The organism is Streptomyces sp. NPDC051907, from assembly GCF_040681075.1.
Taxonomy (GTDB): domain Bacteria; phylum Actinomycetota; class Actinomycetes; order Streptomycetales; family Streptomycetaceae; genus Streptomyces.
In genome coordinates this window covers 28,926-42,920 of record NZ_JBFAYB010000047.1, presented here as the reverse complement: position 1 = coordinate 42,920, position 13,995 = coordinate 28,926, and the positions used below count along the sequence as shown (strand labels likewise).

The following is a 13,995-nucleotide window of genomic DNA, read 5'->3' as shown; positions in this document are numbered from 1 at the left end:
AGAATCCGGTCGGTGGCCACCGTCGCCGTTCTGTCCTTCGCGATGGCGACGCCGGTGGCGTCGGCGGCCTCGCATCAGCAGGCGGGGACGGCTGCCGTCGCCACGCAGCAGGCGAGCGCGAGCACGGCCCTGCTCGGCGCGGACGTCGACTACGGAACCTGGCAGCGCGATGTGGCGGCCGTCGCCGCGGTCGCCCGCCCGTACATCGAGCAGCGGACCGCGAACGCCGGCGGGCAGAAGCAGGCGATCGTCCTCGACATCGACAACACGTCGATCGAGACGGACTTCCACGGCTTCTGGAAGTACCCGACTCCCGCGGTCAAGCCGGTCCTCGACCTCGCCCGCTACGCCGACTCCCGCGGCGTCGACGTCTTCTTCGTCACCGCCCGCCCGGGCATCATCTACTCGCTCACCGAGTACAACTTGAAGAAGGTCGGCTACCCGGTCTCCGGCCTGTATGTGCGGGACCTTCCCGACCTGTTCCACGAGACCAGCGTCTACAAGACCGGCAAGCGGGCCGAGATAGAGGCGAAGGGCTACACGATCATCGCCAACATCGGCAACAGGCCCAGCGACCTGGTGGGCGGCCACGCCGAGCGCACGTTCAAGCTGCCGGACTACGACGGCAAGCTGTCCTGACGCCTCGGGACAGGCCGGAGTCGGGACACCCCGTGCCGGGCTGCTGACGGCGCGGCGGCCGCTGTGACCGTTCCCGGCCACGGCGACCGCCCGCCCGTCGGCGCGGCGAGAGCCCGCCCGGCACGGCTCAGCCCGCGTCCCGGCTGACCGGCCTCGGGTCCGGCGAGATGCGCCGGACCCCAGGCCGGCGAGATGCGCCGGACCCCAGGCCTGCCCGGCGGGTGCGGGACCCCTAGCCCCAGACACCGGCGCGCTGGGCGCGACCCTGGCCACCGACTGCCCCAGACATACGAGCGGCTCGGCCCCGCAGATCCGCGCCCCCATAGCGTCGGCCACGGCGCGCCCGCGCTCGCGCGGCGATCGCGAGGAGCCCTTCGGCGGATCGACGGATGCGGCGGTTCCTGGCGCCGCGCGTACGGCGGCGGCGAACTCCTCGCGCGGGCCGTGACCGAGGGCCCGGCGGGGGAACGGCACGCCGGACGACTTCCCCGACTGCCGCCTGACGGCCTGACCGCGGCTGCCCGCCGCCGTCCGGAACGATCGCCGCCGTCCGGATCGACCGCCGCCGTCCGGAACGCCCGCTCAGCCGATCCCCTGCCGGTCGGGCTCCAGCTCGAAGGCCCGATCGGCGGCCAGCGGAACCGTGCGCTCCACCGCCTGGACCATGAGGGTGCGGTGCCTGATCAGCGGCTCCCTCCGCTCGGCCGGGGCGAGCAGCAGCAGATCGTCGATGCCGGCCAGCAGCCGCCGCGTCACCTGCGGAACGCCCGCCGAGATCATGCGCACCTCGGCCAGCGCCAGATCCACCAGATCCGTCCACTCCGGAGCGGTCTGCACCAGGCGCACCACGTCGTCGCCGTCGCGATGGTGCACCGCCCCCAGCGGCCGCGCCGCCAGGGCCCCGAGAATCTGCACCATCCGGTCCAGGCACTGCACCGCGGTCGTCGGATCGTTCACCGACGTGGACAGAGCGCGCAGCGCGATGTCCGACAGCTGCCGCAGACCGAGCCCGACGTCCTGGTGGAAGGTCCGCTCCACTCCCACCGACACCGACGACCGCAGCGCCCGCCGCGACAGCTCGCCCCGGACCGGGCCGTGCACCGCCAGCATTGGCGTCCCCGGCGCCACGAAGTCCCCGATCCGCGGAATCAGCCGCAGCACCACCCCCTGCCGGCGGGCCGTCCGCATCAGCCGCGCGATGTTCACATCGCGCAGCACCCCGGCCCGCCCCTGGTAGGCGATCCGCCGGGTCTCCTCGGCCAGAGGCTGTCGATCGGGTGGCCCGGCCGGCAGCTGGGCCAGCACGCCGAACGACTCCCGTGTGATCCGGTCGACCACCGGCCCCACCTGCATCAGCCGTAGCGTGGCGCTCACATAGGCGATGAACAGCACCAGGCTCAGGCAGACCAAGCACATGGTCAGCAGGCTCTGCACGAACGGCACCGAGGAGGCGAGCCGGGGATCGTCCTCGCTCTCGTACGAGGCCAGCACCAGCAGCGAGAACAGGAAGGTCGCCAGGAACACGGCCAGCGTCGCCTTGCTGATCCTGCTCCGTACGAAGATCCGTACGACCCGGGGGGTGAGCTGGCCGCTGGCCATCTGGACGGCGACCAGCGAGATGCTGAAGACCACACCGATGAAGGTCATCATCGCCGCGCTGACCGTGGTGACGATCACCTCGGCGTCCTGGGTGAGCGCGATCAGCTGGCCGAGCTCGTCGTACAGCTGCTCGTCCTGGAGGGACGTCACGATCAAGGTGTCCACGGAGTCCGCTGCCACCCAGAGCACGAATACGCACACCAGGCCCAGGGCCGGCGCGAACCAGAAGGTGTCCCGCAGATGCTCGCGCAGCGGCGAGAACGCGCGGGGCCGTCTATAGGTGCGTTCACTCACGCAGCTGACCGTAGCGTCACTGTGCGCGAGCGTGCGGATACACGCGGTACGGGGCGTGGGGCGATGCGGCCGCCTCTCCTCGAACAGCCCCGCGGGACCCTGCTGACCACGGGATATGTGGGTGAGAGGCACCTCGAACCCCTGGTATTGTTGTCCATGTCGCCGCGGGAGACCGGGGCGGATCACCTAGTCCGGGTGGCGGAATGGCAGACGCGCTAGCTTGAGGTGCTAGTGCCCTTTATCGGGCGTGGGGGTTCAAGTCCCCCCTCGGACACCAGCACGGAAGATTACGGATTCGAGGGCCTCGACCTTTATGGTCGCGGCCCTCTTCTCGTGTTTGTAGGGCTAGCTCCCCTTGTGTCGACACCAACCGCTCGGATGCGTTGTGCGATGCCTGCCAGGCCCTCCGCGATCTGTCGCCGGCGATCAGCTGGTCCGCACTGACGGAGTCGATCGCACACCACGGCCAGTCCCGCTGCTTCAGGAGCGTCGAGGCGCGTCGAGCTCGTGGTCGAAGGAGCTCAGGCTGCTGCCCTCAGCTATCGGGCCCGGGGCCGGTCGGCAATGTCGTTGCCCCAGAAGGCTGTTGGCCTGGCACCGACGTATGGTTCACTAGTCTGAGAACGAACTAGTCGAACTCACGGAGTAGAAAGCAGAGTTGACTATTGATGGCCTCGGGGGAGACCGGCTGGTTGCGCGGGGTGCTGCCGCTGGCGCTCGCCGCCGTGCTTGCCGACGGTGACCGGCACGGGTATGCGCTGGTGCAGGAGCTGACTGCTCGTGGATTCGGCACGGTCCGCGGCGGCGCCTTGTATCCGGTGCTCGGCCGGCTCGAGACCGAAGGGGTGGTGGAGGCGCGGTGGGAGCCCGGGGACGGCGGGCCGGGACGGAAGGTCTACCGGCTCACCGACGCGGGGCGGGCGCGGCTGCGGGAAGAGGCCGCCAGCTGGAAGCAGTTCTCCGACGCGATGGATCAACTCCTCGCCCACGGTATGGAGGAGTTGCCATGACAGACGAGGCCACCCGGTGGAACGCGCGGGTCCGGCTGGCGCTGGCCGCGCAGTCGGTGGACAGCGCCCTCGCGGACACGGTGCTGGAAGAGGTCGCACAGCACTGCGCGGACAGCGGCGAGAGTCCCGAGGACGCCTTCGGCAGGCCGGAGGCGTACGCCGCCACCGTGGTCAGCGAGCGCTTCGGGCCCGAGGAGCGTCTTCGACTGCGGGACCGTCAGACGCCTGCCGCGACAGTCCGCGCTGTACTCGTCCCGATCGGCACGGCCGCTCTGGTGGCCGGCGCCTGTCTGTGGGTCATGGACGGATTCACGCTGGCGCTGACCCCCGGCGGGCTGGTCGGCTCATCGTTCGTCGCCATAGCCCTGACGGGCGGCTGCTTCGCCGTCACCGCCTCGCGATCCAGGCGGCGCGCCGCCGGCTGGGTGCTCGCGGCCGTCGCGACAGTGCTGGGCGCGACGGCCTTCACCGCCCTCTCTCACCAGGCCTTCGGCCACCTACCCGCCCCTGTCCTGTGCCTGCTGGGCCTCGCGCTGCTCGGGTGGGCCGCACGGGACAGACCAACCGCAGATTCTGAAGGAGACACCATGCACAGTCGTACGGACACGCAGAGCACGGTCGGGCACGAGCTATGGCTGCGTCGGCTGACCCAGCTGCTCGAAGAGCGCCACGCCGTGCCCCGCGCACGCGCCGCGGAGCTCGCCAGGGAAGCCGCCGACCACCTCGCCGCCGCCGAACGCGCGCCGGAAGAGGAGTTCGGGCCCGTAGAGCTGTACGCGCTGCGACTGGCCGAACAGGAGTCCGGCCGCCCGCGGTGGTATCTGCGCAGCGACGTCCAGAACGCGATACTCGCCGTGATCCTCACCGGCTACCTGGTGGCCAACCTCGCCTCCGGCGGCCCCGTCTGGCAGACCGCGCTCGCCGCCGGCGCGCTCGCCGTCAGCCTGGCGCTGCTTGCCGTACCGCTGGTGCGCAGGCAGCGCGCAGGCTCACCCCGGCGATAGCCGAGCCCCCGGCTTCGTACGATCGCCGTCGACGGCGCCCCCTGACCAGGAGCCCTGTCGACCAGCCCGCGACAGGCACCGGTGACGACTTCCGGGCGACGGTGCCCGGTGCTCAGCACGGGCTGGGAATCGTCAAGGCGACCGAGGGGAAGGACCGAGCGCGCGTGAGTGCTGCCCTCGACCGCCGGGGCGATGAGCTCGCGGGCGCCCCTGCGCGGCGCCGAAGCCGCCGGTGACGCGACGCAGCTCCCGGCATGGGCCCCGGCGTCCGCCCGACCAGTCGTCACTCCTGCCGGCCCTCGCGGCCTACGCAGCCCCCACCCCCCACCCTGAGAACTCGGCAAGCGGATGCCGCCACATCCTTGCCTCCTCCCTTGAGAGACTCCTGCCATGCTCAGAGCCGAGTCCGGCTTCAGCGTCCTGTCCGACGACTTCGCCGCCGACCCCTACCCGTACTTCGCCGGGCTGAGAGAACACGCACCGGTGCACTACGAGCCGGCGATCGACAGCTACTTCCTCTCCCGCTACCAGGACGTGAAGCGGGTGCTGAGCGACCATCAGGCGTTCAGCACCGAGACACTGCAGGTACGCGCCGAGCCGGTGATGCGCGGACCGGTGCTCGCCCAGATGACCGGGGCCGAGCACACCGCCAAACGAAAGATCGTCGTCCGGGGCTTCACCGGGCAGGCCCTGCACGACCAGATACGCGCCGTCCACGCCAACGCCGCCGAGCTCATCGCGCCCTTCCTGCCCCGCGGACACGTGGATCTCGTCAACGACTTCGGCAAGCCCCTCGCCGTCCACGTGACGCTGGACGTCCTCGGCCTGGACAGGAAGGACTGGCGGCAGATCGCCGCCTGGCACAGCGGGGTCGCCGAGTTCATCACCAGCATCGTCCTCACCCCGGAACGCCGCCGGCACTGCCTGGACTGCGCCGAGCAGCTGGAGGCCTACCTCGTACCCCTCATCGAACAGCGCCGCCGCCACCCCGGCGAAGACCTGATATCGAAGCTGTGCACCGCCGAGTTCGACGGCTTCGCCATGAGCAATCGCGAGGTCACCGCGCTGGTCCTCAACGTTCTCATCGCCGCCACCGAGCCCGCCGACAAGACCCTCGCGCTGCTCGTCAAGCACCTGATCGACCACCCCGAGCAGATGGCCCAGGTCCGCCAGGACCCGGACCTGCTGCCCGCCGCGATCGCCGAGACCCTGCGCTACACCCCGCCGGTGCAGCTCATTCCCCGCCAAGCGGAGAGGGACGCCGTGTTCGCCGGCGCCACCGTCCCCGCGGGCGCCACCGTCTTCTGCATGATCGGCGCGGCCAACCGCGACCCCGACGCCTTCACCGCCCCGGACGCCTTCGACATCCACCGCCCGGACCTGGGCGCCGCCCGCTCGTTCACCGCCGCCGCACAGCATCTGGCCTTCGGCGCCGGACTCCACCAGTGCGTCGGCGCGGCCTTCGCCCGCGCCGAGATCGAGACGGTCGCCGCGATGGTCCTTCCGCTGCTCGACCAGGTCCGTTTCAGCCCCGGCTTCCGCTATCGGGAGACCGGCCTGTACACCCGGGGCCCCGCTGCCCTGTCCCTGGACTTCACCCCCGTCCACGGAGGGGTTCCGGCCCGCCAGTGACACGTGCCATCCCCGCCCCGACCTCCCACCCCTCCTGGAGGAGACCCCAGTGACGCCGACCGACATCACCCGAGCCATCAACGACCTGCTGTTCACCCCGGGCCTGGACCTCGCCGAAGCCGTCGACCGGCATTTCGCCCCCGACTACCGTCAGCGCACCGACGGCGTATGGAGCGACCGTGCCGCCTTCGTCCAGCACATGACACGCCTGAGAGCCCTGGTCCGCAGCGGCCACATCGAGGTCCACGACGAGTTCCGCGACGGACTGCGCTACGCCGACCGCCACACCGTCACCCTCACTCAGCACAACGGCCGTACCTCCCGCACCGAGGTGTACCTCTTCGGCGAGTACGCCCCCGACGGGCGCTTCCAACGCGTCGAGGAGACGACCCTCCTGCTCACCGGCCACCCCGACGACCAGGACCTGGGACGAGTCAACTGACGCTGCGCAACCGAAACCGCAACCGCAACCGCAACCGAAACCGCAACCGCAACCGCAGTAAGCGCTGTATACGTCGGATCGACCGTCCGGCGTCGGATAGTTGGGGAGAGGAGCCGTCATGGGGTCGGTGGGGGAGAGACTGAGCAGCGCGCGAGGGCGCGCTTTCATCGGCCGGGAAGAGGAACTCGGCTGCTTCGCACAGGCGTTGAGCGGCGATCCGCAGGCGCCCCTCGTGTTCTACGCGTCCGGGCCGGGCGGTATCGGCAAGTCGACTCTGCTACGGCGTCTGGCGGACCAGGCCCGTACGGCAAGCCGGTCGACCGTCGAACTCGACGGCCGCTTCGTCAGCCGCGACCCCGCCGACTTCGAGCGCGCGGCCGCCCCCTTTCTGGACGTTCCCGGCACGGTCTTGTTCGTCGACTCCTTCGAGCAGTGCCAGTGGCTGGAGAGCTGGCTGTGGCATCACTTCCTCCCGCGCGCCGCGGACGGCGCCCTGGCTGTTCTGGCCGGCCGCCTCGCTCCGCAGGCGCAGTGGAGAGCTGATCCCGCGTGGGCCGGCGTCCTGCACGTCACCGAGCTGAAGCCGTTCGCCGACGAACAGGCCCGCAGCCTGCTGGCCGCGGCGCGGCTGCGGCCCGAGCTGCGCGACCGGGTGCTCCGCTTCGCCGGAGGCAACCCGCTGGCCCTGTCCCTCGCGGCCGCCGCGGGAGCGGGCCCGGCGGGCTGGAGCAAGGAGGAGATCTGGGCGCCCTCGGCCGACGTCCTGCGCACCCTGCTGGCAGGGCTGATCGGCGAGGTGCCCACGGCGGCCCACCGCCGGGCCCTGGAAGTGGCGGCACAGGCACTGTCCACGTCCGAGGAACTGCTGTCCTCCGTACTGCCCGACGAAGACGCCCATCTGCTCTTCTCCTGGCTCAGGGACCTGCCCTTCATGGAGTCCACGCACCGAGGGCTCCACCCGCACGACGCCGCACGCGAGACGCTCGCCGCCGACCTGCGCTGGCGAGCGCCCCACGCCTTTGTGACGATGCGCCAGCGCTTGGCGGAGGAATACCTGCGCATCCTGCGCGAGGCGGCCGAGGAGCGGGTGTGGACCGTCACCGACGAGCTCTTCTACCTCTTCAAAGAGGTGGAGACCCTGGCGCGGCTGCGCACGTGGTCTCGGGCCGACGAGGTGCACGACCGCCCCCTGCAGGCGGCTGACATCGATGTCGTACTCCGTATGGCCGAGGAGACCGAGGGGCCCGCCTCCGCGGATCTCGTCCGCTACTGGGCGCAGCGCCAACCGCAGGCGTTCAGCGTCTACCGTCTGGTGAGCACGGGCCGGATCGTCGCGTTCACGGCTCGGCTCGTCCTGCCGGCCCCGCCCAGCCCCCAAGACCTGGCCACCGATCCCGTCGTCGCGGCAGCCTGGGCGCACACCGAGGCCACCGCGCCCGTCAGCCCCGGCGAGCACATCGGCATCAGCCGCTTCTCGATCTACCCCGAGCGGTACCAGGTCCCCTCGCGCGTCATCGACCTGAGCAGTTCCCGGGCCCAGGCGGAAGCGGCCCGTGCCCGCAGACGCGCATTCGGCTTCGCCGTCTTCCAGGACGCCGACGCCTGGGCGGTGCGCGTCAAGGGCAGCCTCGCCGACACCGGCGCACGGCCGCGGGTCGGCGAGCACACCTACGGACTGTTCTACGTCGACTGGCGCGAGGAGCCCGTCGAGATCTGGCTCCGCCGCTTCATAACCGCCACCGAGGCGCCCGCCCAGTCCGGACCCGCGGGCATCTCACGCACCGCGTTCGACCAGGCCGTACGCGAAGCACTGGCGCACTGGCGCGATGCGGGCGCCTTCGCCGCCTGTGCCCTGATGCGCGCTCGCCTCGCCGCCGACTTCGCAGAGCCCGTCGAAGAGCTGCGCGCCCTGCTGCGCCAAGCCGTCGACGAACTCGGCCGCGACCCGCGTGGAGTGCGCGCCCGCGACGCCCTGACCGCGGGGTACTTCTCCGGCGCACCCACCCAGGAAGCCGCCGCCCGCCGCCTCGGCCTGCCCTACGGCACCTACCGTCGCCACCTCCGCCAGGGCCTGGACCTGCTCGGCGAGGCCCTGTGGCAGTGGGAACGGCACGGCCCCGCTGGGAACGAGGGGACCGACGGGAACGACGGACGCACAGGGTCGACGTACGCCTGAGGCCTGCGCCGGCGTATCTCCGTGGGCCGGGCTCCGCGTGGACAGGTGCGGACAGGACTGGACAGTCAACGCCCCTGCCGGGCATGGAAAGTGGACACCGCCCGACACGAGGCTGTGCGCCATGAACCTTGGACGCACGAAGGACCGGGCATCGCCCCCTCACCGGCCGGGGGGCGTGCTCGCGGCGCTCGCCGCCGCGCAGTTCACCGTCATGCTCGCCACCTCGATCGTGAACGTGGCGCTGCCGCAGATCCACGCCGGTGTGAGCCTGTCGGCCGACGGCGTCACCTGGGTGATCAACGCCTACGGCCTGGCGTTCGGGGCGCTGCTCCTGGCCGGGGGGCGGGCGGCCGACCTCCTCGGCCGCCGCCGGGTGCTGATCGCCGGCCTCGCGCTGTTCGCGGGGGCATCCCTGGCAGCGGGACTGGCCACGTCCGCGGGCGTCCTGATCGCCGCCCGCGCCGTTCAGGGACTCGGCGCCGCCGCCATCGCCCCGGCCGCACTCGCCCTGGCGATGGGCCTGTACACGTCCGGCGCCGGACGCGGCAGGGCCCTGGGCGTATGGGGCGCGGTCTCCGGCGCGGGAGGAGCGGGAGGCGTCCTTCTGGGCGGCGTGCTCACCCAGGCATGGGGCTGGCCCTGGATCTTCCACTCCGTCGCGCTCGGGGCGGTGCTGGTCCTCATCGCCGTGGCGGCCCTCGTGCCGAAGGACGCTGCACGGGAGAACGCGCGATTCGACCTCCTGGGCACGGTCACCGTCACCGTCGCCCTGACCTGCCTGGTCTGGGGCCTGACCACCGCACGCGGCGCCGGCTGGACGGACGCCCGGGTGCTGGGCGCCCTCGCCGTCGCCGGCGCGCTGCTCGCGGCCTTCGTCGTGATCGAGATCCGCCGGCCGCACGCGCTGATACCCCCGCGGCTGCTCGGCGCCGGCCGTGTCGCCGCGGGCAACCTGCTGATGGCCCTGCTGGGGTCCGTGTGGATCGCCCTGTTCTTCTTCCTGCCGCTCTACCAGCAGCAGGTCCTCGCCATGGACCCCTTGGCCACCGGAGCGGGCCAACTCCCGCTCGCCGTGGCCAATATGCTCGGCGCCGCCGTCGCACCCCGCGTCGCCCGGCGCATCGGCGGCACCGCGACGGTGACCGCGGCCCTGCTCACCGAGGCCGCCGGACTGCTGTGGCTGTCACGGCTCAGCGCCGACGGAAGCTACGTCGCCGACGTCCTCGGCCCGAGCATCCTCGTCGGCCTCGGCCTGAGCATCGCCTTCGTCCAGCTCACCGCGCTCGCCGTGGACGGTGTCCCGCCTCAGGACGCGGGTCTGGCCGGCGGGCTGGTGAACACCACCCGCCAGGTCGGCGGCGCGATCGGTCTCGCCGCCCTGGCCACCCTGGCCGGCTCCGTCACCGCCCACGCCTCCGCCCACCAGCCCCGCCTGGAGGCGCTCACCGCCGGTTACCGAGCCGCCTTCATGGTCTCGGCCGCGGTGCTGGCCGCCGCCGCACTCCTCGCCGTTCCGCTTACCCGCCGCGGCCGCACCACCCCCGGCTCGCTCCCGCCGGCCGCGACTGCCTCCAGGGCGAAGCTCCCGCAGGACCGGACGGCCGATCACGCATCGGTCGCCTGAGCCGGTACTCCGGCAGGGTCGCCTGAGCCGGCGCCCCGGCCGACCACCCGAGCCGGCCTCACCCGATCCACCTCACTCACCACCACCATCACCATCACCGAAGAGGAAGAACCATGCACACCATCGACTCCACCGCCCCCGTCGTCGTCAGCCTGACCGCGACCATCGACGCCCCGCTCGCCACGGTCTGGGCCCTGCACACCGACATCGACAACTGGCCGGTCTGGAACGCCGACATCGACCAGGCCAAGCTCAACGGCCCGGTGGCGGTCGGCGCCGAATTCACCTGGCTCACCCACGGGATGGACATCACCTCCACCGTCCACGAACTCGTCCACGAGCGGCGGATCGTCTGGGGCGGGACCGTCCAGGGCATCGTCGGCATCCACGCCTGGACCTTCGAGCAGACAGGCGATCAGGTCGTCGTCCGCACCGAGGAGTCCTGGAGCGGCGATCCCGTCGACGCCGCGGTCGACGAACTCGGCGCGGCCCTGAAGGCCTCCCTGGAGAGCTGGCTCGACTGCCTCAAGGCCCGCGCCGAGCAGACGAGCTGAGACTCCCTCACCCCACCCCACAACACGTACCGCACCCGCACCCGCACCACGCACCCCCGCGCCACAACGACGCCGAGACCCAAGGACGCGAGCATGAGCAGCAAGCCCTATCTGACCGGCCACTACACCCCCGTCGCCGACGAGATCACCGCCACCGGCCTCACCGTCGAGGGCGCCCTGCCCCCCGAACTGACCGGCCGCCTGATCCGCAACGGCCACAACCCCAAGCCCGGCGTCACCCCGACCCACTGGTTCAAGGGCAGCGGCATGGTCCACGGGATCCGGCTCCGCGACGGCCGCGCCGAGTGGTACCGCAACCGCTGGGTGCACACCCCCGCCCTGGACGGCGCCCCCTACATGACCGAGCGCGGCCCCGACCTGACCGCGAGCACCGCGGGGACCCACGTCATCGAGCACGCCGGACGACTGCTCGCCCTGTGCGAGGCGAACTTCCCCTTCGAGCTCACCCCGGACCTGGAGACGGTCGGCCCCCATGACTTCGACGGCCGGCTGCGCACGGCCATGACCGCGCATCCCAAGGAGGACCCGGTGACGGGGGAGCTCCACTTCTTCGGCTCCTCGCCCTTCCCGCCTCATCTCGTGTACTACGTCTGCGACGCCAAGGGGGAGATCGTCCACACGGCCGAGATCCCGGGCGCGAGCGCCTCGCTCAAGCACGACTTCGCCATCACCCGTCGCCACGTCGTCTTCATCGAGGGCAACGTCACCTTCGACCCCGCCGAGCACTCCGGCATCCCCTACGGCTGGAGCGACCAGCAGCCCTCCCGTATCGGCGTCATGCCCCGCACCGGCGACGGCGCCCAGCACATCCGCTGGTTCTCCATAGAGCCCGGCAACATGCTGCACGTCGCCAACGCCTACGAGGACGGCCAGGGCCGCATCCTCCTGGAAGGCCCCACCGTGGACCGCGAAGGGTTCCAGCTCTCCTGGAACTGGTGGGTCGGCGCACCCGAGCGCGGAACCGAGCCCAACACCCGCTCCTACACCCGCCGCTGGGTGATCGACACCACCGCCGACACCGTGGACGAGCAGATCATCGACGACCTCGCCGTGGAGTTCCCGACCCTCAACGAGGACTTCCTGGGCGCCGAGCACCGCTACCAGTACGCGGTGTCCTTCCCCGACCAGGAAGGCTTCGGCGGCTACGGCGTCGTCAAGTACGACCGAACCACCGGCGCCCGCCGCATCCACCAGGTCGGCGACGCCCGACTGCCCAGCGAAGCGGTGTTCGTCCCCGCGGCCGGCGCTGCCAACGAGGACGACGGCTACCTGCTCACCGTGGTCTCCGACCTCAAGCAGGACGCCTCGCAACTGCTGGTCCTGGACGCCTCCGGGCTGGACCGGATCGCTGCCGTCCACCTTCCCCGCCGTGTGACCGCCGGAATCCACGGCTCCTGGATCCCCGACAGCGTCCTGGACGGCGGCGAGGACTGACCTTCGCCGTCCCCGGATCGCGGCGCCGCCGCCCGGGGACGACCGTCTCGGCGGGCGGCGGCTTGGGCTGACCTCCCATGAGTCGCCTGCCCGCTGCGGGGCGGTGACCGTCGGTCAGGTCGCCGCCCCCCGCGTGGCCCCGGCCGCCGTACACCGCCCCGCGCCGCCCGTGCAGCTCCCGTACCCCTCGCCCGTACCCCTCAGCACCACCCTGGAGGACCCCCATGTCCGTCACAGCCCTCGACGCTCCGGCCATCGCCGGCGCCGCCCCGAGTCGTCTCGTGAACGAGGTCGACAACCGCGCGGCCTACGTCAGCTTCGGCCTCGCCTATCTGCTCGGTCACGGCGCCGCGGCAGTCTCCCAGGGCGACAGCCCCTTGAGCGGGCTGCCCGGCTGGCTGCCCACCGCACTCCTCGGCATCGGGCTGGCAGCCGGCATCGCCCAGGCCACCGTCGCCGCCCTGCGAGCCCAGCGCGGGGCGGCCGAGCCGGACGTACTCTCCGGGAAACTGCTCGGCGCCTCCTGGATCGTGGCCTTCACCGCTCTGTTCCTCGCCATCACCGGCCTGACGTCCGCCGTCGACAGGCCGGAGCTGCAGACCGTCCTGTGGCCCGCCGGCTCCGGCCTCGTCGTCGGTCTGCTCTACCTCGCCGAAGGCGCCGCACGCCGCAACCTGCTGCACTACGGCCTCGGCGTCTGGCTGGCTGTGATCTCCTCCGCGGCGCTCTTCCTCAGCACTCCCGGCCTCTACTGGGTCCTCGCCCTCGCAGGCGGCGGCGCCTACGCCCTCGCCGCGGCCCTCGAACGCCGCCGCCTCGCACCGCACGCGAGGCGCCCGCGGCGCTGACGCCCCCCAATAGTCCGCGCGACGTCCAGACGGCCAACCGCCGTCGCCGGCCCCGCCTCAGCCCGCCGGGCGGGGCGGGGCCCGCCGACTCCTCGCTCTGGGTCTCCACCGACGGCCTCGGCTGGCTCGTCGAACGGCACCCCCCGCCGTACGCCCCGGCCAGGTCCTAGACCGTCTCGTTCAAGTCCCCGGCGTAGTGCTCGATCGCCCGCCGGTACCGCTGGACGCCGGGGTCCTCGCTGGAAGAGGCGAGCAGCGTCAACAGCAGCCGCATCGCCTCGTGGTGCTGCTCGGTGTTGAAGAGGGCCATGGCCAGAAAGGTCTGCAGGCCCCCGTCGCCCGGGAACTCCTCGAGGCCGCCGCGGAAGGTGTCGACGGCCTCGGCGTACCGGCCGAGCACGCGGTATGTGCTCCCCAGGCCGAGCAGCGCCCCGAGCCGGTCCTGCGGCGACAGCCCGCCCTCGCTCAACGCCCGCTCGTAGAACGGGACAGCCTCCGCCTCCAGGCCCAGCACGTCGTGCGCCCACGCGGTCTGACAGGCCACCTCGGCGTCCATGGGGAACGCTTCGGCCAGGGCCAGCAGCCGCTGTCTGGCCTGTTCGTGCTGTCCCTGCTCGCGCAGCCGCACCGCCGAGGCCAGCGCAGTGTCCCTGTCGCAACCGCTGTTCTGTTCCGTCATACGGACATCGTCGCAGAGCGCCCACAGCCGTTTTGGATC

At 71.8% G+C, this 13,995-nt stretch carries 12 protein-coding genes and 1 tRNA gene; 11 read left to right on the top strand and 2 right to left on the bottom strand.

Translation table 11 applies throughout. The features are described from left to right. Nucleotides 1-12 precede the first annotated feature (12 nt). On the top strand, nucleotides 13-639 hold the full coding sequence (locus tag AB0M39_RS23530) for an HAD family acid phosphatase (protein ID WP_365367429.1): 627 nt from the start codon (nucleotides 13-15) through the stop codon (nucleotides 637-639). A 582-nt stretch (nucleotides 640-1,221) separates the two neighbouring features. Here AB0M39_RS23530 and AB0M39_RS23525 read toward each other — a convergent pair. Next, on the bottom strand, nucleotides 1,222-2,532 hold the full coding sequence (locus AB0M39_RS23525; protein WP_365367427.1) for a DUF2254 domain-containing protein: 1,311 nt from the start codon (nucleotides 2,530-2,532) through the stop codon (nucleotides 1,222-1,224). 189 nt (nucleotides 2,533-2,721) lie between these two features. On the opposite strand from AB0M39_RS23525, the gene AB0M39_RS23520 reads away from it, so the two are divergent. From AB0M39_RS23520 to AB0M39_RS23475, 10 genes are all read left to right on the top strand, one after another. After that, nucleotides 2,722-2,809: transfer RNA gene (locus AB0M39_RS23520), tRNA-Leu, on the top strand. Between the two features lie 391 nt (nucleotides 2,810-3,200). After that, the gene (locus AB0M39_RS23515) at nucleotides 3,201-3,542 is read left to right on the top strand and encodes a helix-turn-helix transcriptional regulator (protein ID WP_365367425.1); all 342 of its coding nucleotides are present in this window, start codon (nucleotides 3,201-3,203) and stop codon (nucleotides 3,540-3,542) included. Continuing rightward, entirely contained in the window at nucleotides 3,539-4,546 is a 1,008-nt protein-coding gene (locus tag AB0M39_RS23510) for a hypothetical protein (protein WP_365367423.1), read from the top strand. Before AB0M39_RS23515 ends, AB0M39_RS23510 begins: the two co-directional genes overlap by 4 nt. Before the next feature lie 390 nt (nucleotides 4,547-4,936). Continuing rightward, nucleotides 4,937-6,178 (top strand): cytochrome P450, cyclodipeptide synthase-associated, encoded by a 1,242-nt coding sequence (locus AB0M39_RS23505; protein WP_365367421.1) that lies wholly within the window; start codon nucleotides 4,937-4,939, stop codon nucleotides 6,176-6,178. 49 nt (nucleotides 6,179-6,227) lie between these two features. After that, complete coding sequence (locus tag AB0M39_RS23500) at nucleotides 6,228-6,620, top strand: nuclear transport factor 2 family protein (RefSeq protein ID WP_365367419.1); 393 nt, start codon at nucleotides 6,228-6,230, stop codon at nucleotides 6,618-6,620. Nucleotides 6,621-6,738: 118 nt separating this feature from the next. Further along, nucleotides 6,739-8,796, top strand: a complete 2,058-nt coding sequence (locus AB0M39_RS23495) for an ATP-binding protein (protein ID WP_365367417.1) — start codon at nucleotides 6,739-6,741, stop codon at nucleotides 8,794-8,796. Nucleotides 8,797-8,917: 121 nt separating this feature from the next. Beyond that, complete coding sequence (locus AB0M39_RS23490) at nucleotides 8,918-10,420, top strand: MFS transporter (protein ID WP_365367415.1); 1,503 nt, start codon at nucleotides 8,918-8,920, stop codon at nucleotides 10,418-10,420. Between the two features lie 113 nt (nucleotides 10,421-10,533). Continuing rightward, nucleotides 10,534-10,974 (top strand): SRPBCC family protein, encoded by a 441-nt coding sequence (locus AB0M39_RS23485; protein ID WP_365367413.1) that lies wholly within the window; start codon nucleotides 10,534-10,536, stop codon nucleotides 10,972-10,974. 93 nt (nucleotides 10,975-11,067) lie between these two features. Beyond that, nucleotides 11,068-12,429 (top strand): carotenoid oxygenase family protein, encoded by a 1,362-nt coding sequence (locus AB0M39_RS23480; protein WP_365367411.1) that lies wholly within the window; start codon nucleotides 11,068-11,070, stop codon nucleotides 12,427-12,429. Between the two features lie 224 nt (nucleotides 12,430-12,653). Continuing rightward, nucleotides 12,654-13,277: an ABC transporter permease gene (locus AB0M39_RS23475; RefSeq protein WP_365367409.1), complete on the top strand. Its 624-nt coding sequence runs from the start codon at nucleotides 12,654-12,656 to the stop codon at nucleotides 13,275-13,277. Between the two features lie 166 nt (nucleotides 13,278-13,443). Here AB0M39_RS23475 and AB0M39_RS23470 read toward each other — a convergent pair whose 3' ends face one another. Then, a complete protein-coding gene (locus AB0M39_RS23470; protein ID WP_365367407.1) occupies nucleotides 13,444-13,956 on the bottom strand; it encodes a tetratricopeptide repeat protein in 513 nt (170 codons plus the stop codon). Nucleotides 13,957-13,995: the final 39 nt, after the last annotated feature.

Coding starts and splice junctions, on each gene's coding strand:
- AB0M39_RS23515 (WP_365367425.1), top strand. CDS start 3,201: ATGGCCTCGGGGGAGACCGGCTGGTTGCGCGGGGTGCTGCCGCTGGCG.
- AB0M39_RS23510 (WP_365367423.1), top strand. CDS start 3,539: ATGACAGACGAGGCCACCCGGTGGAACGCGCGGGTCCGGCTGGCGCTG.
- AB0M39_RS23505 (WP_365367421.1), top strand. CDS start 4,937: ATGCTCAGAGCCGAGTCCGGCTTCAGCGTCCTGTCCGACGACTTCGCC.
- AB0M39_RS23495 (WP_365367417.1), top strand. CDS start 6,739: ATGGGGTCGGTGGGGGAGAGACTGAGCAGCGCGCGAGGGCGCGCTTTC.
- AB0M39_RS23490 (WP_365367415.1), top strand. CDS start 8,918: ATGAACCTTGGACGCACGAAGGACCGGGCATCGCCCCCTCACCGGCCG.
- AB0M39_RS23485 (WP_365367413.1), top strand. CDS start 10,534: ATGCACACCATCGACTCCACCGCCCCCGTCGTCGTCAGCCTGACCGCG.
- AB0M39_RS23480 (WP_365367411.1), top strand. CDS start 11,068: ATGAGCAGCAAGCCCTATCTGACCGGCCACTACACCCCCGTCGCCGAC.
- AB0M39_RS23475 (WP_365367409.1), top strand. CDS start 12,654: ATGTCCGTCACAGCCCTCGACGCTCCGGCCATCGCCGGCGCCGCCCCG.
- AB0M39_RS23470 (WP_365367407.1), bottom strand. CDS start 13,956: ATGACGGAACAGAACAGCGGTTGCGACAGGGACACTGCGCTGGCCTCG.